Source organism: Oryzihumus sp. JJN4-3R, assembly GCF_057747915.1.
Map to the genome: position 1 here is coordinate 1724321 of NZ_CM173229.1, position 17558 is coordinate 1741878.

Below are 17558 nucleotides of genomic sequence, written 5' to 3' on the forward strand. Positions count from 1 at the left end.
AACGCGAACTCGCGGTGATGCCCGACCATTGTGCCCGATCCCCAACGGTGCTCGTGACCGGGGGCGCCCGGACCGCGGACGCGACTGCACGGCATCCGGCCGGTCTGGGACGATGGCCGGGTGACCGAGTCTGCAGCCACCCCTGCCCCTGCCCGTCGCATCTCCCGGCGCATCGGCTCCATCGCCGAGTCCGCCACGCTCGCGGTCGACGCCAAGGCCAAGGCGCTCAAGGCCGAGGGCCGGCCGGTCATCGGCTTCGGTGCCGGTGAGCCGGACTTCCCGACGCCGGACTACATCGTCGAGGCGGCCGTCGCCGCGTCCCACGACCCGGCGAACCACCGCTACACCCCCGCCGGTGGCCTGCCCGAGCTGAAGAAGGCCATCGTCGCCAAGACCCAGCGCGACAGCGGGTATGCCGTGGCCCCCGAGCAGGTGCTCGTCACCAACGGCGGCAAGCAGGCCGTCTACAACACCTTCGCCACGCTGCTCGACCCGGGCGACGAGGTGCTGCTGCCGGCGCCGTACTGGACCACCTACCCCGAGGCGATCAAGCTCGCCGGGGGCACGCCGGTGGAGGTCTTCGCCGGCGAGGACCAGGGCTACCTGGTCACCGTCGAGCAGCTCGAGGCCGCGCGCACGCCGCAGACCAAGGTGCTGCTGTTCTGCTCCCCCTCCAACCCCACCGGCGCCGTCTACTCCCCCGAGCAGGTCCGCGCGATCGGCGAGTGGGCCCTGGCGCACGGGATCTGGGTCGTCACCGACGAGATCTACGAGCACCTCACCTACGACGGGGTGCGCTCGGCGTCGATGCCGGTCGAGGTGCCCGCGCTCGCCGACACCTGTGTCGTGCTCAACGGGGTGGCCAAGACCTACGCGATGACCGGCTGGCGGGTGGGCTGGATGATCGGCCCCAGGGACGTCATCAAGGCCGCGACCAACCTGCAGTCCCACGCCACCTCCAACGTCGCCAACGTCTCCCAGCGCGCCGCGATCGCGGCCCTCAACGGCTCGCTGGACGCCGTCGAGGAGATGAAGGTCGCCTTCGACCGGCGCCGGCGCACCATCGTCTCGATGCTCAACGAGATCCCCGGCGTGGAGTGCCCGACGCCGCAGGGCGCGTTCTACGTCTACCCCTCCGTCAAGGGCCTGCTCGGCAAGACCATCCGCGGCAAGGTGCCGACCACGTCGGTCGAGCTCGCCGAGCTGATCCTCGAGGAGGTCGAGGTGGCGGTCGTGCCGGGTGAGGCGTTCGGCCCCAGCGGCTACCTGCGCCTGTCCTACGCGCTCGGCGACGCCGACCTCACTGAGGGTGTCGGCCGGATCCAGAAGCTGCTCGCCGAGGCCCACTGACCTCGCGCTGCCCGTTGCGGCCCGCCCCGGACGTGCCGGGGCGGGCCGCGCTGCGTGCGGGTGCCGTCAGTGGCCGGAGCGGGCAAGGGTGACCAGGTCGCGCACCCCGGCGTCGGGCAGGTAGGCCCGCGACAGGGCCAGGCCGATCCGGGGCAGGGCCGCCTCGTCGGGGAAGACCAGGTAGAGGGGCTCGAAGCGGGGCTGGAACTTGGTCTTGAAGGCCTGCAGCGAGCGGAACCCGTAGTAGGGCTCGAGGGTGGAGCCGAGCCGGTCCAGGAAGCCGTCGAGGGCATTGCGGTCCGGTCCCGGCGCGGTGTCCTCGACCCCGGGGCCCTTGCCCGCGGCGGGCGCGGCCGCGCGAGCCAGCGGGGCCCCCGACAGCGACACGATCCCGGCCCCCTCCTCGCGGAAGGTCATGCACGCCGAGGCGATGAGGAACTCCATCGCGTAGCGGAAGCCGCCCGGGAGCCGGCGCATCACGTCCAGCGTCCAGCCGACGGGTGGCCCGCCGCCCGGGGCGTGGATCGGCATCCACGAGGTGAGGCCGTGCACCGTCGCGTCCGCGTCCACGGCCAGCCCGACGCGCACCTGCGGGTCGAGCGCCTCGTCCACGCCACCGAGGGTGAACCCCATCTCCGGCAGCCCCTTGTCCTCGACCCACTCGCTGGAGATGGCCTTGACCTGGAGCTGCAGCCCGCGGGGCTGCTCCGACAGCGGACCGATGCGGAACGCGATACCGAGCTTGGCGGCCTGGTTGAGCGCGGTGCGCACGTCCTGCCACGCCTTGCCGGTGAACTCCAGCCGGGTCAGGTCGATGACCGCCTCCTCGGCGACCTGGAGGGCGTGCCAGCCGTGGGCGGTGGCGTGGCGGGCGGTCTCCGCCGTCACGGTGAACAGGCACGGCACGAGTCCTGCCGCGTGGGCGGTGTCGGCGAAGGCCCCCAGCAGTTCCTCCCGGTCGGCCTCCCGGGCCGCGACCGGGTCGCACAGGCCCAGCGCGACACCGGCGTGCACGCGGTAGGCGACGTAGCCGGCGCTGCGCTGGTCGGTGAACCAGCGGTTCTCCGGCCAGGTGGTCATCCAGGCCAGCCGGTTGACCGTGCCCTCCTGCTGGAGCAGGGCGGTCGCGGCGGCGCGCTGGTCCTCGTGCGCCGGTGAGAGCAGGCTGCCGGTGGTGCGCCGGGCCCGGCGGCGCGAGGGGTTGCGGAAGGCCCGCCGGCCGACGATGAGCGCGGCCATGCCGATGCCGTTGCCGAGCAGCTCGTAGAGGCCGGCCGGCCACCCCGGCAGGTGCCTGACGGCGAGGTACACCAGCCCGACCACCTGGGCCAGCATCGCCAGGCCGACCAGCCCCACCGCCCAGCGCCAGGCGAGCCGGCGGCCCTTATAGAGGCTGCGGGCGAGCCAGAGCCAGATCACCGCCTGGATCCCGGCGCCGAGGAGGGTGTCGGAGTTGGCGAGCTCCTCCTGCTTCTGCTCCACCGACAGGGTGGCGAACAGCGGGCCGCCGCCGGGGGCGAGAGCGGTGACCAGACCCTCGACCGCGGCCAGGACGAACAGCCCCGACGCCAGCAGCCGGTAGTCGCGACGGGTCAGCTGGCGCCAGGTCAGGCGCGGGTGCCGGCCCAGCAGCAGCGGGCCGAGGGCCAGGCCGTAGCCGACGGCCAGCAGGTGCTCCAGGTCGAAGACCGCCCCGACGTGCGCCAGGGAGATCACCACGTATGCCGTGAGCAGGAACCGCAGGCGGGCTCGCCAAGGTGGGTGGAGGGTCACGGTCGCCGCGGCCGCGGCACCGAGGAAACCGGCCGACATACCGGCGTCCAGGTGGCGCGCCAGGGCGTCGGCGTAGCCAAAGCCATGACCACGGACGAGGGCCAGCAGGCCGGCGGCGCCGAGCACCCCCACGACGTGGCTGGAGACCAGCGCCACCGCGGCGCGCCGGGTGCCCAGGCGGACCTCGGCGAACCCGGCGAGCAGGAGCAGGCCGGCCAGGATGGGGACGTACTCCAGCGGCCGCAGCGCCAGGAAGGCGCCGGTGGCCACGGTCCACCACCGGCCGTGCTCGAGCGCGGGCAGGCCGTAGGCGAGGTCCGCCTCCGCGGGCCGGCCGGCCAGCGGGTCCCACAGGCTGCGGCTGACCACGGCGGCGAGCAGCACCAGGACGGCGAGCAGGACGGTCAGCGGCGCCTGGCGCACGAGGGCGCGGGCACGGGCCATCCGCCCATCCTTGGCGCCGGCCGGGGCGGCCTCCACCGCCAGAAGGACGAGGGGCCGTCGGTCCCTCGCGGGCCGCGCACCGGCATGGCAGGCTCGGTGCATGAGCGACAACGAGTCCTACGACGAGTACAGCGTCGACGACGAGACCCAGCTCCAGCCGGGAGACACGCTCGATGACCGGTACCGCGGCGTGGAGGACATCCTCGACGAGGGCTGGTCGCCGCCGGAGCGCCCCCGCGGGGTGAACGCCTACGGCACCACCGCCTCGGAGCAGCACCAGGGGGAGAGCCTGGAGCAGCGGCTGCGCCAGGAGGAGCCAGACCCCTCCGCCGCCTTCGACGACCCGCTCGAGGACGGCGAGGAGGACCCCGACGCGCCCCGCGAGGAGGACGAGTTCCTCGACGACGGCGAGGTGGGCGACCGCCGGGCCGGGCGGCTGGTCGACCCCGACGAGGGGACGCACGAGGACGAGGAGTCCGAGCTCTGGGGCGGCGACGTGGGCATCGACGGTGCCGGCGCGTCGGCCGAGGAGGCCGCGATGCACGTCGTCGAGGAGTCCTGACCCCGTTCGGGCCCGGACCGGCGTCGCAGCAAGGTTGATGACGCCGAAGTGAGTGGTCCCACGGCGGCCGTCGCCGCGGGCTGTCACACTGACGCGCATGCTTCGACCGGTCGAGCGGCTGCCCAAGGCGCACCTGCACCTGCACTTCACCGGGTCGATGCGCCTGGCCACCCTGCTGGAGCTGTCGGAGAAGCACCGGATCACCCTCCCGGAGGCGCTGACCTCGTCCTGGCCGCCCCGGCTGCGGGCCACCGACGAGCGCGGCTGGTTCCGCTTCCAGCGCCTCTACGACATGGCTCGTGCCTGCGTCCGGGACGAGGCCGACATGCGTCGGATCGTGCGCGAGGCGGGTGAGGACGACGCAGCCGAGGGGTCCCGCTGGCTGGAGATCCAGGTGGACCCGACCTCGTACGCCCCGCACCTGGGCGGGATCACGCCCACGCTGGAGATCGTGCTCGACGAGGCCGCCAAGACCTCGGCCGAGACCGGGACCGCGGTGGCCGTGGTGGTCGCGGCGAGCCGCATCCGGCACCCCCTCGACGCGCGCACGCTGGCCCGGCTGGCCGCCCGGCACGCCGGTGACGGTCCGGGCACGGTGGTGGGCTTCGGCCTGAGCAACGACGAACGCCGGGGCATCACCGCCGACTTCGCCCCGGCCTTCGCGATCGCCCGGCGAGCCGGTCTCGCCTCGGTCCCGCACGGGGGCGAGCTGCTCGGTGCCGACGCGGTCGCCGAGACCATCGAGGCCCTGCTCCCGGACCGGATCGGCCACGGCGTGCAGAGCGCCGGGGACCCCGCCGTGCTGGAGCGGATCGCCGCCTCGGGCACCACGCTGGAGGTGTGCCCCGGCAGCAACGTGGCCCTCGGCGTCTATGACGATGACACCCAGGTGCCGTTGCGCACGCTGGTGGGCGCCGGCGTGCAGGTGGCGCTGGGCGCCGACGACCCGCTGCTGTTCGGCTCACGGCTGGCGGCGCAGTACGAGAGCGCCCGGACCGTGCACGGCTTCTCCGACGAGGAGCTGGCCGACCTGGCCCGCGGCTCGATCAGGGGCTCCCGCGCCCCCGAGGCCGTGAAGGCCGGACTGCTGGCCGAGGTCGAGGACTGGCTGGCCTCCGACCCCTCGTGACGGACACCTTGACGTCAAGGGCGCTTGACCTCGGACCATGAGGGCATGACGTTCACCGACGAGGAGCTGGCATACCTGAGGTCGCAGCGGCTCGGGCGGCTCGCCACATTGGCACCCGGCGGGGACCTCCAGAACAACCCGGTCTCCTTCCGGGTCAACGCCGACGGGACGATCGACATCCCCGGTCGGCGGATGGGTGCGAGCCGCAAGTTCCGCAACGTGCAGACCCACCCCGAGGTCGCGTTCGTCGTGGACGACATCGCGTCGGTGACGCCCTGGGTGGTGCGCTGCCTGGAGATCCGCGGGACGGCTCAGGCGCTGACGGACGTGGACCCGCCCGCGCCGTACTTCTCGCGCGAGGTGATTCGGGTCCGACCGCGCCGCATCATCAGCATCGGGATCGGGGACGGCACCCGGCCGGCCGCGCGCAGCGTCGGCTGACCGCAGGACCGCCCGGTCAGCGAGTCAGAGGGTGAGGCCGACCAGCACCGGCTCGTTGACGAGGGTGACGCCGAACGCGTCCCGGACGCCGTCGCGGACCTCGCGGGCCAGGTCCAGGACGTCCGCGGCCTTGGCCCCTCCGCGGTTGGTCAGCGCCAGGGTGTGCTTGGTCGACAGGGCCGCCGGACCAGGCAGGCCGTGGCCCTTGGTGAACCCGGCCTTGTCGATCAGCCAGGCGGCACTGGTCTTGACCTGGCCGTCCGGGGCGGGGAACTCCGGCGGAACCGCGTCGGCACCCAGCCTGGCCTGCGCGCGCTCCGTCAGCGCGGCATACCGCTCGGCGGAGAGCACGGGGTTGGTGAAGAACGACCCGCAGCTCCACGTGTCGTGGTCGGCGGCGTCGAGCACCATCCCCCGCTGGCGGCGCTGGTCGAGCACGGCGTCGCGGGCGTCGGCGAGCGGGACCCGCTCCCCCTCGGCCACCCCGAGGCCGCGGGCGAGGGCCGCGTAGCCGACCGGCTCGGACATGGAGCCGACCCGCAGCTGGAAGACGACGTCGAGCACCACGTAGCGGGAGGTCGCCTTGAACAGGCTGTGCCGGTAGGTGAAGGCGCAGTCGGCGTTGGCGAAGGTGCGCACCTGCTGCTCCCGGCGGTCCCAGACCCGCACCTGGGCGATGGTCTGGGAGACCTCCTGGCCGTAGGCGCCGACGTTCTGGATGGGCGTGGCGCCGGCGCAGCCCGGGATGCCCGACAGCGCCTCGACGCCGGCCCAGCCCTCCGCGACCGCCCGGACCACGACGTCGTCCCAGACCTCGCCGGCGGCCACGCGCACGGTCGCCCCGCCGCACTGGTCGGCCGACTCGACGGTGATGCCGGAGGTCGCTACCCGCACGACCGTGCCCGTGAAGCCCTCGTCCGCGATGAGCAGGTTGGAGCCGCCGGAGACCACCAGCAGCGGCTCGTCGGCGTCGTCGACCTCGCGGACCGCGTCGACGAGCTCGTCGATGGTGGTGGCCGTCACGAGCCGGGCGGCGGGGCCGCCGACCCGCATGGTGGTCAGGTCGGCCAGGGGGACGTCGTGGTGCTCGAGCATGCGGGCGTCAGTCCAGGGCCACGACGGCCAGGGCCCGGCCGAGGACCTTGTCGCCCTCGCACGTCGCGGTCAGCTCGACGGTGGCCCGCTTGGCCTCCTCGTCGACGCTCTTGACCACGCCACTGACCTCGAGGTCCGCGCCGGTGTCGTGCGGCACGACCACGGGCCTGGTGAAGCGCACGCCGTAGTCGACGACGCGGCCCGCGTCGCCGACCCAGTCACTGACGACGTTGACGGCGGCGGCCATGGTGAACATGCCGTGGGCGATCACGTCGGGCAGGCCGACGGAGGTCGCGAAGCGCTCGTCCCAGTGGATCGGGTTGCGGTCCAGCGAGGCCCCGGCGTACTGCACGAGGGTCGCCCGGGTGATGTGGATGGTGCGGGCCGGAAGCTCCTGGCCGGCCTGGACCTCGGCGACGGACAGGGCCATCACTCGCCTCCCCGGATCACGATGGTCGAGGTGGCGGTGCAGACCCGCTCCCCCTCGGTGGTGGACAGCTCCGTGCGGGTGGTGACCATGGCGTGGCCGCCGGCCTCGCGGACGGTGTCGACGTGCAGCTCGCCCACGATCTCGTCGCCGGCAGTGATCGGCCGGTGGTGGGCGAACTTCTGCTCGCCGTGCACGACCCGGCTGAAGTCGATGCCCGCCTCGGGGTCGACGATGAGCTGCTTGTCGCACTGCTGGGCGATGAGCACGGCGAACGTCGGCGGGGCGATGACGTCGCGGTAGCCGCGCGCCCGCGCCTCCTCGCCGTCGGTGTGCACGGGGTCGACCGCACCCACCGCCTCGGCGAACTCCCGGATCTTCTCCCGGCCCACGGCATACGGGGCGGTGGCCGGGTAGGTGCGCCCGGCGAAACTCGCGTTCACGGCCATGGCGACCACCCTAGGGGAGCCTGCGCAGGCACGAAAAACGGCCGCCCCCGCAGTGACTGCGGGGGCGGCCGGAATGCCGTGGGGCGTGACCTCAGCGGGTCTCGCGGTGCTGCGTGTGCTTGCCGCAGCGGGGGCAGAACTTCGCCAGCTCCAGACGGTCAGGGTCGTTGCGGCGGTTCTTCTTGGTGATGTAGTTGCGCTCCTTGCAGTCCACGCACGCCATCGTGATCTTGGGGCGGACGTCGGTGCTCTTGCTGGCCACGGGGCAACCTGCTCTCGAAACTCACGGAAGAACTACGGGTAGGGCGTGTGCGCAGCGAGCGCGCAACGACGCACCAGACTACGCGATCCCGAGGCTGATCCCGAAATCGCGTTGGTAGCGGGGGCGGGACTTGAACCCGCGACACCACGATTATGAGCCGTGTGCTCTGACCACCTGAGCTACCCCGCCAGGGGTTCCGGGGTCCCGGTGGCCGCCCACGAGGGACGACCACCAGACCCGGACTGAGCCCCAATAGGGAATCGAACCCTAGACCTTTTCCTTACCATGGAAACGCTCTGCCGACTGAGCTATTGGGGCAAGTCGGGCGACCAGGCCGCCCGGCTTTGCGTCGCCGAGAGTACACGTTCCTGACCCAGGATCTGAAATCGGCGCCCCGCGGCGCGGTCACCCCTTCGGACGGTCGAGGCGTAGCGGGGCGCTGCCCCCTTTGGTGGAGCAGCCCCCGGGGCCGCAGGCATAGACCGGAAGCGGCCACTCGGCCACACCTCGACTCCATCGTGAAGGGGGAGCCATGCGCCATCGCCTTCGCGTGACCCTGGTCGCAGGGATCACAGCCACCGCCTCCGCGCTGCTCGCCGTGCCCGCCCGGGCCGGCGGGAGCGACCACCACACATGGACCGTCCGCCCCGGAACCGGCACCATCGCCGCCGCCGTGGCCAAGGCCCACGACGGGGACACCCTGCTGCTCACGGCGGGGACCTTCCGCGACAGCGTCACCATCACCAAGTCCCTGACGATCCGCGGCGCAGGCTGGGACAAGACCACCGTCCGGCCGCCGTCGAGCAACCCTGGCTGCACCGTCATGGGCGGAGTCCACGGGCTCTGCCTGTTCGGCGCCACGGACTCCAAGTTCAACCCGATCTTCTCCGACCGGCTCAAGGACGCTTCGGTCTCCCGCATGCGCTTCACCGGGTTCACCGGGGTCGGCGTGGTCGGCTTCAACACCGACAACCTGTCCGTCACGCACGTGCGCGCGGACCACAACGGCCAGTACGGCATTGCCCGGTTCGCCTCGACCCACTCCCTGTTCGCCGATGACTCGACGTCATGGAACGGCGAGGCCGGCCTCTACATGGGTGACTCGCCCAACGCCCACAGCGTGGTGCGCGACAGCTGGAGCGACCACAACGGCTTCGGCATCTTCCTGCGGGACAGCACCGGCCTGTCCGCCCTCGACAACCACGTCTGGGGCAACTGCGTCGGCGTCATGGCCCTCAACACCGGCGGCGAGGCGCCGTACGACATCCCGGCCGGTGACTACCGCATCGCCGGCAACACCGCCTGGGCCAACGACAAGGAGTGCCCGGCCGGCCCGGACGGCCCGGCCCTGTCCGGCCTCGGCATCCTGCTGGCGGGGGTGCACGACAGCGTGGTCCGCGACAACACCGTCAACAACAACAAGCCCGGAGGCGCGACCTTGGGGTCTGGCGGGATCGCGATCATCTCGACGAAGTCGATGGGCGGTGCGGACCCGACGAACAACACGGTCGCCGTCAACGATGCCCACGGCAACGTCCCCGCGGACATCGTCTGGGACAAGACAGGGTCGGGCAACGTCGTTCGTGGCAATGACTGCGCCAAGGCCCTCCCCGACAACCTGGGCTGGTGCCACCGGTGACGGCACGGGCCTGACCATCTCGCCCGCTGACCTCGCCGGGGCTGACCGGCGGGGTCAGCCTGCCGGGATGTCCCCCGGCTCCATCTCGTCGGCGTAGCGCACCTCCGCGACGTCCCATTCCTGCTGCAGGGCGGAGATGTCGGCGCGCGTGGTGATGTCGCGGACGGCCTTGGTCGGGTCGGATGCCTCGGCCGGGGGCACGAGCGCGGCCTGCCAGTGGCCGGCCTCGGGGACGGGGCTCACCGCGATGTAGAGATCCATGCCCCGACGGTAGCCTTCGCCCCGACGCCACAGCCGGGCACCGCGCCGGTACACGCCGTCGCACGGAAACGGTTGACCTTCAAGCAACCTGAAGGCCCACGATGTCGCCGTGCCCACACCAGAACTGAGCATCGGCGCCTTCGCCCGCCTTGTCGGCCTCACCCCGAGCGCCCTGCGCTTCTATGACGACTGCGACCTGCTTCGGCCGGCCCGCGTCGACCCCGCGAGTGGATACCGCTGGTATGCCGTGTCCCAGGAGCCGCGCGCGCGGCTCCTGGCCGCGCTGCGGGTGGTGGACCTGCCCCTTGCCACGGCCAAGGCGGTGCTCGACGGGCCGAGGCAGGAGTCGGTCCGGCTCCTGGAGGAGCACCTGGACACCCTCGAGAGCAAGGCGCGGCTGGCCCGGCAGGCCGTGACCGACGCCCTGACCGACCTGCGCGGCGATCCCCCGCCGTGCCGGGTCACCCTCGCCGGACCGGAGCTCGCGAGCGCGGTGCGCCAGGTCGTGCCGGCCGCCGCGACCGCCGACCGCGCGACGCTGCCCGGCGAGGACCCGGCACTGGATGAGGTGCTGCGCTGCGTGCTGGTGGACGTCGGCTCCGACGAGGTGCGGCTGGTCGCCAGCGACCGCTACCGGCTCTCGGCGCGGGCGCTGCACCCCCGCCACGGCAACGAGGTCGACGCGCACGCCCTCGTCCCCGTCGCCGAGCTGGTCGACCTCGCCACGTGGGCCCAGCCGCAGGCCGAGGTGACCCTGACGCTGACGGAGGGGCGGATGGACGTCGACGGCCCCCACGGGTCGCGGACCGTCCCGACCCGGGAGGGCGACTTCCCGGCATACCGCAGGATCCTCGACGGGCTGGAGCCGGCGACGACGCGGGCGATCGTCGGCCGCGAGCGCCTGCGCGCGGCCCTGGAGGTCGGGGACCTGCCCGAGGCGGTCGCCCTGGACCTGCGCGACGGCACCCTCACCGTGGACCCGCCCGGCCTCCGGCTGGACGCGGTGGTCTCCGGCGCGGCGATCCGCATCGGCTTCGCGCCGGGCCTGCTGCGCGCGGCGCTGGAGGCGAGCGTGGGCCCGGAGGTGATGCTCGAGCTCACAGAGCCGGCCCGCCCGGTCGTGGTCAGGTCCGCCGACCAGGGGACGTTCACCACGCTGGTCATGCCCTTCCGCCTGGACACGCAGGGGTGAGCGCGGCCGGCCGGGGGGCTGTTGCTGCGCCGCCGGACCCTTGCGACGTGACAGGACCGCGGGAGGTCAGTGCCCGTGCGGGTCGGCCCAGGCGTGCTTGGTGACGATGTAGACGCGGCCGTCGGCCATCTCCAGGGCCACCGCCCGAAGCCAGGGCCTGGGCTGGGGCCAGTGACCGGCGGCGCGCAGGTCACGCTCGAGCGCGGTCTCGATCTCCAGCATCGGATGGTGCAGCTGCGTTGCTGCGACGTGGTTGATCACCGACTGGATCTCGAGCTGGACCCGGTCGTGGACCTCCTGGTCGACCTCCATGACCTCTCCTCGGGGCGGGGAGGCGACGGGGGGTCGCCCCCGTTGGACCAAACGTGCCCCTGGCGGGGCGCCGGCGGCAAGTCCCGGAAGGCCCTGTGCCGTCAACGGTTCGGGGCTGCGGCGAGGAGAGTCGCGCAGAGTATGCCGCGAAGGATGGCGCGGAGGCTCAGGCGGGGGTCTTTACGCGGCGCACGCGGCCCGCCGTGGGCGTGGAGAGCCGGCTGAGCGCCGTGACCAGCGGCGCGAGCTCGGGCGTCTGGCCGGCCTCGTCGAGGGCCCGGCCGAGGGCCTCGTCGTGGGTGGGGCGGGCGGCCTCGAGCAGCTCGCGGCCGGCGTAGGTGAGCTCGGTGTAGATGCCGCGGCGGTCCTCCTGGCACAGGATCCGGGTCAGCAGGCCGCGGTCCTCGAGCCGGTTGACCAGGCGGGTGGCGGCACTGCCGCTCAGGGCCGCCGCCCGGGCGAGCTGCTGCATCCGCATGTGCCAGCCGTCCTGGCGGGACAAGGCGTCGAGCACCGTGAACTCCACGACCGACAGGTCGTGGCCGGACTGCAGCGCCTTCTCCAGCGACGTCTCGATCAGCCCGTGCAGCGCCGCCAGCGTGCGCCACCCCTGGGCGCGGATCTGGACGGCGTCGTCGGCGATGCCCATGTGCGGCTCCTTCCCGGCGAGCGGTCGTGTGGTCCGCCGCCATGTTAGCCCGTTTTGAAATAACGCGCGTGTGCAACTAGATTGCTGACAACGCCGTTAGTTGCACGCGCGTCATATTGCAGATTGGGAGGATGTTGTGAGCACCCAGCTCGCCGAGCCCGCCACCCGGGCCACAGAGACCAACCGGAGCACCTCGTCACGCCGACCGCCGGCCGCCCTCGTGGCGCTGATGATCGGGGCGTTCGGCATCGGCATGACCGAGTTCATCGTGGCCGGGCTGCTGCCGGACATCTCCAGCGACCTGCACGTGTCCCTGTCGGCTGCCGGGCTGCTCGTCAGCGGCTACGCGGCCGGGGTCGCCGTCGGCGCTCCCCTGCTGACCGCCCTCACCGGCCGGGCGGACCGCAAGCACCTGCTGGTCGTCCTGATGGTCATCTTCATCGTCGGCAACCTCGTCGGCGCGATCGCCCCGAGCTACGGGGTGCTCATGACCGCCCGGGTCATCGCCGCCTTCGCGCACGGCACCTTCTTCGCCGTCGGCGCCATCGTCGCCACGCAGGTGGTCGCCCCCGGCAAGGGCGCCGCGGCCATCGCCACGATGTTCACCGGCCTGACGTTCGCCAACGTCATCGGCGTCCCCGCCGGCACGGTCATCGGCCACCAGCTCGGCTGGCGCGCCACCTTCTGGGTCATCACCGCCCTGGGCGTCCTCGGCGCCGCCCTCATCGCCGTCCTCGTGCCGTCCCTGAAGGTCCAGGACCCGCCGAGCCTGCGCCAGGAGGTCGGAGTGCTGCGTCGCCCGCAGGTGCTCCTGGCTCTGGCCATGACGCTCTTCGGTTACGGCGGCATCTTCGTCGCCTTCACCTACATCGCGCCGATCCTCGAGCAGATCACCGGCTTCTCGCAGTCGATGGTGACGATGCTGCTCGTCCTCTTCGGCCTGGGCCTGTTCGTCGGCAACACCCTCGGGGGCAAGCTGGCCGACCGCCACGTCATGCGCGCCCTGATGGGCATCCTCACCGCCCTCGCCGCCGTGCTCGCCCTGCTGTCGGTGACCGCCCACAACCAGGTCGCCGCCGCGGTCACGGTCTTCCTCCTCGGCGCCGCCGGCTTCGGCACCGTCCCGGGCCTGCAGCTGCGGGTCATGGACAAGGCCGAGGGGGCACCCAACGTCGCCTCGGCCCTGAACATCGGCGCCTTCAACCTCGGCATCGCCGGCGGCGCGCTCCTCGGCGGGGTCGTCGTGGACAGCCCGCTCGGCCTCGGCGCCACCCCGTGGGTCGGCTCCCTGGTCACGCTGGTCGGCCTGGCCCTGGCCGCGGTCTCGGCCCGGATGGACCGGAGCCGGCACGCCTGAGCCACCACCGCACCACCACCGTCGGTATGCCGGGTGGCTCAGCCAGCCACCCGGCATACCGACGCAGGACTGTGAAGGGCCCCGCCCGGCTGATGCCGGGCAGGGCCCTTCTCCGTGGCCCTGCCGGGCTGCTCGCTCAGGCCAGCGACGCGCCCTCGAGCTGGCGCAGGACCGCCGCGAGCGGAGGCCAGCCCGCGCGTCCCCGCCGGGTCACGGCATAGGCACGCAGGACCGCCTCCGGCTCGCGCAACGGCAGCAGCGCCACCTCGGCGCGCGTCGGCTGGTCCGCGGGCAACAGGCCCACCCCGAGGCCGGCCACGATCATGTCCTGGACCAGGTCGAGACTGTCGGCGCGGTGCGCGACATGCGGCTGGAAGCCCGCCAGGGAGGCGAGCGTCCGGACCACGTCCTCGTCAGCGGTGTTGCGGGAGTTCACGATCCAGTCCGCGTCGCGAAAGCGGTCGAAGACCTCCAGTGCGGCGCCTGCTCGCCCCTTCCGGGCAGCCGGCACCCCCAGGGCCCAGGCGGCAGTCCCCAAAGGGGCCGTGTCCAGGCCGGCGTCGAACGACGCGGGCGCGAGGTTGTAGTCGTAGGTCAGGGCCAGGTCCACGTCGTCGTCGGCCAGCAGCTGCAACGCTTCGGCCGGCTCGTGCTCGTGGATGCGCAGGCGCACCTCGGGGTGCCGCTCGGCCAGGGCCCCGACCGCCGGGAGCACGACCCGGCGGACCGCGGTGGCGAAGGCGGCCACCCGCACCGTGCCGGCCGGCTCTGCAGAGGGGTCCAGGTCGGCCCGCGCCGCCTCCAGCGCGGCCAGGACCACCACCGCGTGGTCGGCCAGCCTGCGGCCCGCCGGCGTCAGCCGCACCCGCCGGCCCACGGGCTCGATGAGCGGGGTGCCGGCGTCCCTGGCCAGCGCCGCGATCTGCTGCGAGACCGTCGAGGTGGTCGTCCCGGTCGTCTCCGCGACCTCGCGCATGGAGCCGAGACGGGAGAGCTGGAGCAACAGCTCCAGGCGGCGGGGGTCCATGGACAGATCATCCATGATTACTGAACGATGTGTCCATCTTTCTCACGTGGACGCGGACGGTTCTGGCGGCGTCTACTGGAGCCATGCCCAGCACCACGACCCTCTCCCACGCCCGCACCGGCACCCTGATGGCTGTCGCGTCGATGACCTGCGTCCAGCTCGGCCTGGCCGTCTCGGTCGGCCTGTTCGACCGGGTGGGGCCGATGGGGGCGGCGTGGCTGCGCCTCGCGTGGGCCGGCATCGTGCTGCTCGTCGTGGTGCGGCCCCGCCCGTCGCGGTTCGGGCGGCGCGGGCTGCTCACCGCCGTCGTCCTCGGCGTGGTGACCGCCGGGTTGACCATGCTGTTCATGGGCGCGGTGGCCCGGCTGTCACTGGGCACCGCGAGCGCGATCGAGTTCATGGGCCCGCTCGGGGTGGCGGCCGCCCGCAGCCGGCGGGCGCGCCTCATGGTGTGGCCCGCCCTGGCGGCCGTGGGCGTCCTGCTGCTGACCCAGCCCTGGCAGGGCACCGCGGACCCTGTCGGGATCGCCTTCGCGCTGGGGGCGGCGGCCTGCTGGGCCGGCTACATCCTGCTCACCCAGGCCGTCGGCGACGAGCTGTCGGGGCTCCAGGGCCTGGCCGTGTCCCTGCCGGTCGCGGGTCTGGTCGCGACCGCCGTCGCCGGCCCCACGGTGCTCCCCCACCTGACCCCGCAGCTGGCCCTGGTCGGGCTCGGCCTGGCCCTGCTGCTCCCGGTCGTGCCGTTCAGCCTGGAGCTGCTGGCGCTGCGCCGCCTCACGACCGCGGCCTTCGGCACGTTGATGAGCCTCGAGCCGGCCATCGCCCTCACGGTGGGCCTGGTCCTGCTGCACCAGGTGCCCGACGCGGTGGCGCTGGCGGGCATGGCCTTCGTCGTGGCGGCCGGTATCGGCGCCGAGCGGACCGGCGCACGGCACGAGGAGGCCACTGCGCCGCAGGCACCGGCGACGGAACCGGCGGTGGCGACCTGCTGACCGACGTCCTCAGGGGGACCCGCGCCGCGAGGTGACGGGTGTCCGCGGACGCGGACACCCGGCATACCGGCCAGACACCCGACGGGACCCGCCCGGGTCCTGCTGGTGCTCGTGAGGCAATGACGCCACGCGCCGTGCCGTTCAGGGACCGGTCAGGGTCTGCCGGCGGGGCGCGGCGATGATGAGACGGTGAAGGTTGAGCTGGCCATCGTGCGCGACTGCGCTCACGCCGAAGCGGCCGGCGTGGTCCTGGCGCACGCGCTGGCCGCCGAGGGACTGCCTCCGCACTTCGATGTCGTGCTGGTCGACACTCCCGAGGACGCCCGCGCCCTGGGCTTCCTGGGGTCACCGGCCTTTCTGGTCGACGGGCGAGATGTGTTCGCCCCGGAGGGTGCGGTCCCGGGGTTGGCGTGCCGGATCTACCCCACGGCCCGCGGCTCGGCGGGCCTGCCGGACGAGTCGGACCTGCGGCGCGTGCTGCGGTCCTTGTCGCGGTAGCCGGCGCACCCGGTCGTCCGGCCACGGCGGACTGTTCCGTCGTCGCCGGTACCGGCCCGGCGTGCCAGGACCTCGGGCGTCACAACCGGCGGCGCGTTTCCACCCGTCCGGGGCGCGTTCCGTGCCAGCATCGGGGGAAGCGTGCCGACGCGGCGCGCATCCGGAGGGCGGTGGGGCATGGTCAAGGGATTCCGCGACTTCATCCTGAGGGGCAACGTCGTCGACCTGGCGGTCGGCATCGTCATCGGCGCCGCGTTCGGCGCTCTCGTCACGGCCCTCGTCAAGGACTTCATCACCCCGGTCATCGGGGCGCTCGGCGGCAAGCCGGACTTCTCCTCGCTGTACTTCACGGTCAACGGGAGCAAGTTCCTCTACGGGGAGTTCATCAACGCCCTGCTGGCGTTCCTGCTCATCGCGGCGGCCGTCTACTTCTTTGTCGTCATCCCCGTGAACAAGCTCATGGCGCGCTACAAGCCGTCCGCGGAGGAGCCGACGCCGACCACCACATGCCCGCGGTGCCTGTCCTCCATCCCGATCGGCGCCACCCGGTGCGCGTTCTGCGCCGCAGACCTGCCGGCGGCGGCAGGTGCTGCAAACCCGGCGCTCGACTGAGAGGTCGCCAGGGGCCTCCTGACCGATCGAGGGCGGGGGCGTCCCCGAGGTCACACGTGGTGACGGCGCCCTTGGTGCGTGTGCGGGTCGGCGTGGATGACGGCGCCGCCCAGGCGCGGGAGGGCGGCGGTCAGCTGACGCTCGGCATCGACCGTGAGCGCGTGCGCCTGGGCCAGGGTCAGGTCGTGGTCGAGCACCACGTCGGCATCGGCGTGGAGCTCATGCCCGATCCAGCGCAGGCGTAGCTGACCGACGTCGAGCACCCCGGGAACGGCCTGCAGGACCTGCTCGGCACTGACCACCAGCTTGGGGTCGACGGCATCCATCAGCCTCCGGTAGACCTCCCGGGCGGCGTCGCGGAGGACGAGGGCGATGGCCACCGTGATGAGCAGGCCGATGATCGGGTCTGCCAGCTGCCACCCCACGGCCACGCCGGCCGCTCCGAGCACGACCGCCAGCGAGGTGAAGCCGTCGGTCCGGGCATGGAGGCCGTCGGCCACCAGTGCCGCGGACCCGATCCTGCGTCCGACGCGGATGCGGTGCCGGGCCACGAGCTCGTTGCCGAGGAAGCCGATGACCCCGGCCGCACCGACCGCCCACAGGTGGCTGACCGGCTGCGGGTGCGCGAGCCGGCGGATCGCCTCGTAGCCGGCGAAGACCGAGGACAGCGCGATGAGGGCGACGATGACGATGCCGGCCAGGTCCTCGGCACGGCCGTAGCCGTAGGTGTAGCGCCGGGTCGCGGCGCGCCGGCCGATGGTGAAGGCGATGCCGAGCGGCACGGCAGTCAAGGCGTCGACGCCGTTGTGCAGGGTGTCCCCGAGCAGGGCGATGCTGCCCGAGGCAGCGACGACGATGGCCTGGAGCGCGGCCGTCAGCCCCAGGACACCCAGCGAGATCCAGATGACGCGCATGCCCTCCCGGGAGGTCTCCATCGCCGCGTCGGTGCGCTCCAGCCCCTCGTGGGAGTGCGGCCTCACCAGGTCCTCCACGGCGTGGAGGACGGCACGCCACCCGGTCGCCGGGTGGTCGTGGTCGTGATCGTGGTCGTGGCCGTGGTCGTGGCCGTGAGGAGGCATGATCGTCA

General features: G+C 72.9%; 20 protein-coding genes and 2 tRNA genes. 10 read left to right on the forward strand and 12 right to left on the reverse strand.

What is annotated here, in order from left to right; genetic code table 11:
• Positions 1 to 120 precede the first annotated feature (120 nt).
• A complete protein-coding gene (locus AC3ANM_RS07915) occupies positions 121 to 1350 on the forward strand; it encodes a pyridoxal phosphate-dependent aminotransferase (RefSeq protein WP_488287587.1) in 1230 nt (409 codons plus the stop codon).
• A gap of 66 nt (positions 1351 to 1416) precedes the next feature.
• Here AC3ANM_RS07915 and AC3ANM_RS07920 read toward each other — a convergent pair whose 3' ends face one another.
• On the reverse strand, positions 1417 to 3567 hold the full coding sequence (locus AC3ANM_RS07920; RefSeq protein WP_488287588.1) for a bifunctional lysylphosphatidylglycerol flippase/synthetase MprF: 2151 nt from the start codon (positions 3565 to 3567) through the stop codon (positions 1417 to 1419).
• 100 nt (positions 3568 to 3667) lie between these two features.
• Here AC3ANM_RS07920 and AC3ANM_RS07925 point away from each other — a divergent pair, with 100 nt between their 5' ends.
• The 3 genes from AC3ANM_RS07925 (at position 3668) to AC3ANM_RS07935 (ending at position 5699) form a co-directional block, all read left to right on the forward strand.
• A complete protein-coding gene (locus AC3ANM_RS07925) occupies positions 3668 to 4129 on the forward strand; it encodes a DUF5709 domain-containing protein (RefSeq protein WP_488287589.1) in 462 nt (153 codons plus the stop codon).
• 97 nt (positions 4130 to 4226) lie between these two features.
• On the forward strand, positions 4227 to 5258 hold the full coding sequence (locus tag AC3ANM_RS07930) for an adenosine deaminase (RefSeq protein WP_488287590.1): 1032 nt from the start codon (positions 4227 to 4229) through the stop codon (positions 5256 to 5258).
• 45 nt (positions 5259 to 5303) lie between these two features.
• Positions 5304 to 5699, forward strand: coding sequence for a PPOX class F420-dependent oxidoreductase (locus AC3ANM_RS07935; protein ID WP_488287591.1), 396 nt, complete (start codon positions 5304 to 5306; stop codon positions 5697 to 5699).
• A gap of 24 nt (positions 5700 to 5723) precedes the next feature.
• On the opposite strand, the gene AC3ANM_RS07940 is transcribed toward AC3ANM_RS07935, so the two are convergent.
• The 6 genes from AC3ANM_RS07940 to AC3ANM_RS07965 form a co-directional block, all read right to left on the reverse strand.
• Positions 5724 to 6794: a UDP-N-acetylmuramate dehydrogenase gene (locus tag AC3ANM_RS07940; protein WP_488287592.1), complete on the reverse strand. Its 1071-nt coding sequence runs from the start codon at positions 6792 to 6794 to the stop codon at positions 5724 to 5726.
• Between the two features lie 7 nt (positions 6795 to 6801).
• Positions 6802 to 7224, reverse strand: coding sequence for a MaoC/PaaZ C-terminal domain-containing protein (locus AC3ANM_RS07945; RefSeq protein ID WP_488287593.1), 423 nt, complete (start codon positions 7222 to 7224; stop codon positions 6802 to 6804).
• Positions 7224 to 7670, reverse strand: a complete 447-nt coding sequence (locus tag AC3ANM_RS07950; RefSeq protein WP_488287594.1) for an FAS1-like dehydratase domain-containing protein — start codon at positions 7668 to 7670, stop codon at positions 7224 to 7226. The genes AC3ANM_RS07945 and AC3ANM_RS07950 overlap by 1 nt, the downstream gene beginning before the upstream one ends.
• A gap of 91 nt (positions 7671 to 7761) precedes the next feature.
• Positions 7762 to 7932 carry a 50S ribosomal protein L33 gene (gene rpmG / locus AC3ANM_RS07955; RefSeq protein WP_141789386.1) on the reverse strand — a complete coding sequence of 57 codons (171 nt, stop codon included), beginning with the start codon at positions 7930 to 7932 and terminating at the stop codon, positions 7762 to 7764.
• Between the two features lie 112 nt (positions 7933 to 8044).
• Positions 8045 to 8121: transfer RNA gene (locus tag AC3ANM_RS07960), tRNA-Met, on the reverse strand.
• Between the two features lie 56 nt (positions 8122 to 8177).
• Positions 8178 to 8250, reverse strand: a tRNA-Thr gene (locus tag AC3ANM_RS07965).
• A 214-nt stretch (positions 8251 to 8464) separates the two neighbouring features.
• Here AC3ANM_RS07965 and AC3ANM_RS07970 point away from each other — a divergent pair.
• Positions 8465 to 9571 carry a right-handed parallel beta-helix repeat-containing protein gene (locus AC3ANM_RS07970; RefSeq protein ID WP_488287595.1) on the forward strand — a complete coding sequence of 369 codons (1107 nt, stop codon included), beginning with the start codon at positions 8465 to 8467 and terminating at the stop codon, positions 9569 to 9571.
• A gap of 54 nt (positions 9572 to 9625) precedes the next feature.
• Here AC3ANM_RS07970 and AC3ANM_RS07975 read toward each other — a convergent pair whose 3' ends face one another.
• Positions 9626 to 9832 carry a hypothetical protein gene (locus tag AC3ANM_RS07975; RefSeq protein ID WP_488287596.1) on the reverse strand — a complete coding sequence of 69 codons (207 nt, stop codon included), beginning with the start codon at positions 9830 to 9832 and terminating at the stop codon, positions 9626 to 9628.
• Positions 9833 to 9941: 109 nt separating this feature from the next.
• On the opposite strand from AC3ANM_RS07975, the gene AC3ANM_RS07980 reads away from it, so the two are divergent.
• Positions 9942 to 11024, forward strand: coding sequence for a DNA polymerase III subunit beta family protein (locus tag AC3ANM_RS07980; protein WP_488287597.1), 1083 nt, complete (start codon positions 9942 to 9944; stop codon positions 11022 to 11024).
• 66 nt (positions 11025 to 11090) lie between these two features.
• Here AC3ANM_RS07980 and AC3ANM_RS07985 read toward each other — a convergent pair whose 3' ends face one another.
• Positions 11091 to 11336, reverse strand: coding sequence for a hypothetical protein (locus tag AC3ANM_RS07985; protein WP_488287598.1), 246 nt, complete (start codon positions 11334 to 11336; stop codon positions 11091 to 11093).
• Between the two features lie 166 nt (positions 11337 to 11502).
• The gene (locus AC3ANM_RS07990; RefSeq protein ID WP_488287599.1) at positions 11503 to 11985 is read right to left on the reverse strand and encodes a MarR family winged helix-turn-helix transcriptional regulator; all 483 of its coding nucleotides are present in this window, start codon (positions 11983 to 11985) and stop codon (positions 11503 to 11505) included.
• A 136-nt stretch (positions 11986 to 12121) separates the two neighbouring features.
• On the opposite strand from AC3ANM_RS07990, the gene AC3ANM_RS07995 reads away from it, so the two are divergent.
• Positions 12122 to 13342, forward strand: a complete 1221-nt coding sequence (locus AC3ANM_RS07995) for an MFS transporter (RefSeq protein ID WP_488287600.1) — start codon at positions 12122 to 12124, stop codon at positions 13340 to 13342.
• A gap of 136 nt (positions 13343 to 13478) precedes the next feature.
• Here AC3ANM_RS07995 and AC3ANM_RS08000 read toward each other — a convergent pair whose 3' ends face one another.
• Complete coding sequence (locus AC3ANM_RS08000) at positions 13479 to 14369, reverse strand: LysR family transcriptional regulator (RefSeq protein ID WP_488287601.1); 891 nt, start codon at positions 14367 to 14369, stop codon at positions 13479 to 13481.
• Positions 14370 to 14452: 83 nt separating this feature from the next.
• On the opposite strand from AC3ANM_RS08000, the gene AC3ANM_RS08005 reads away from it, so the two are divergent.
• The 3 genes from AC3ANM_RS08005 (at position 14453) to mscL (ending at position 16471) form a co-directional block, all read left to right on the forward strand.
• Positions 14453 to 15361: an EamA family transporter gene (locus tag AC3ANM_RS08005; protein ID WP_488287602.1), complete on the forward strand. Its 909-nt coding sequence runs from the start codon at positions 14453 to 14455 to the stop codon at positions 15359 to 15361.
• A gap of 189 nt (positions 15362 to 15550) precedes the next feature.
• Entirely contained in the window at positions 15551 to 15859 is a 309-nt protein-coding gene (locus AC3ANM_RS08010) for a hypothetical protein (RefSeq protein ID WP_488287603.1), read from the forward strand.
• A 177-nt stretch (positions 15860 to 16036) separates the two neighbouring features.
• Positions 16037 to 16471, forward strand: a complete 435-nt coding sequence (gene mscL, locus AC3ANM_RS08015; protein ID WP_488287604.1) for a large conductance mechanosensitive channel protein MscL — start codon at positions 16037 to 16039, stop codon at positions 16469 to 16471.
• 50 nt (positions 16472 to 16521) lie between these two features.
• On the opposite strand, the gene AC3ANM_RS08020 is transcribed toward mscL, so the two are convergent.
• On the reverse strand, positions 16522 to 17550 hold the full coding sequence (locus tag AC3ANM_RS08020; RefSeq protein WP_488287605.1) for a cation diffusion facilitator family transporter: 1029 nt from the start codon (positions 17548 to 17550) through the stop codon (positions 16522 to 16524).
• Positions 17551 to 17558: the final 8 nt, after the last annotated feature.

What these genes read in the sequence shown, in the direction of transcription:
- AC3ANM_RS07920 (WP_488287588.1), bottom strand. Translation starts at nt 3,567, where the DNA reads ATGGCCCGTGCCCGCGCCCTCGTGCGCCAGGCGCCGCTGACCGTCCTG.
- AC3ANM_RS07925 (WP_488287589.1), top strand. Translation starts at nt 3,668, where the DNA reads ATGAGCGACAACGAGTCCTACGACGAGTACAGCGTCGACGACGAGACC.
- AC3ANM_RS07930 (WP_488287590.1), top strand. Translation starts at nt 4,227, where the DNA reads ATGCTTCGACCGGTCGAGCGGCTGCCCAAGGCGCACCTGCACCTGCAC.
- AC3ANM_RS07935 (WP_488287591.1), top strand. Translation starts at nt 5,304, where the DNA reads ATGACGTTCACCGACGAGGAGCTGGCATACCTGAGGTCGCAGCGGCTC.
- AC3ANM_RS07940 (WP_488287592.1), bottom strand. Translation starts at nt 6,794, where the DNA reads ATGCTCGAGCACCACGACGTCCCCCTGGCCGACCTGACCACCATGCGG.
- AC3ANM_RS07945 (WP_488287593.1), bottom strand. Translation starts at nt 7,224, where the DNA reads ATGGCCCTGTCCGTCGCCGAGGTCCAGGCCGGCCAGGAGCTTCCGGCC.
- AC3ANM_RS07950 (WP_488287594.1), bottom strand. Translation starts at nt 7,670, where the DNA reads ATGGCCGTGAACGCGAGTTTCGCCGGGCGCACCTACCCGGCCACCGCC.
- AC3ANM_RS07970 (WP_488287595.1), top strand. Translation starts at nt 8,465, where the DNA reads ATGCGCCATCGCCTTCGCGTGACCCTGGTCGCAGGGATCACAGCCACC.
- AC3ANM_RS07975 (WP_488287596.1), bottom strand. Translation starts at nt 9,832, where the DNA reads ATGGATCTCTACATCGCGGTGAGCCCCGTCCCCGAGGCCGGCCACTGG.
- AC3ANM_RS07985 (WP_488287598.1), bottom strand. Translation starts at nt 11,336, where the DNA reads ATGGAGGTCGACCAGGAGGTCCACGACCGGGTCCAGCTCGAGATCCAG.
- AC3ANM_RS07990 (WP_488287599.1), bottom strand. Translation starts at nt 11,985, where the DNA reads ATGGGCATCGCCGACGACGCCGTCCAGATCCGCGCCCAGGGGTGGCGC.
- AC3ANM_RS08000 (WP_488287601.1), bottom strand. Translation starts at nt 14,369, where the DNA reads ATGGACCCCCGCCGCCTGGAGCTGTTGCTCCAGCTCTCCCGTCTCGGC.
- AC3ANM_RS08005 (WP_488287602.1), top strand. Translation starts at nt 14,453, where the DNA reads ATGCCCAGCACCACGACCCTCTCCCACGCCCGCACCGGCACCCTGATG.
- mscL (WP_488287604.1), top strand. Translation starts at nt 16,037, where the DNA reads ATGGTCAAGGGATTCCGCGACTTCATCCTGAGGGGCAACGTCGTCGAC.
- AC3ANM_RS08020 (WP_488287605.1), bottom strand. Translation starts at nt 17,550, where the DNA reads ATGCCTCCTCACGGCCACGACCACGGCCACGACCACGATCACGACCAC.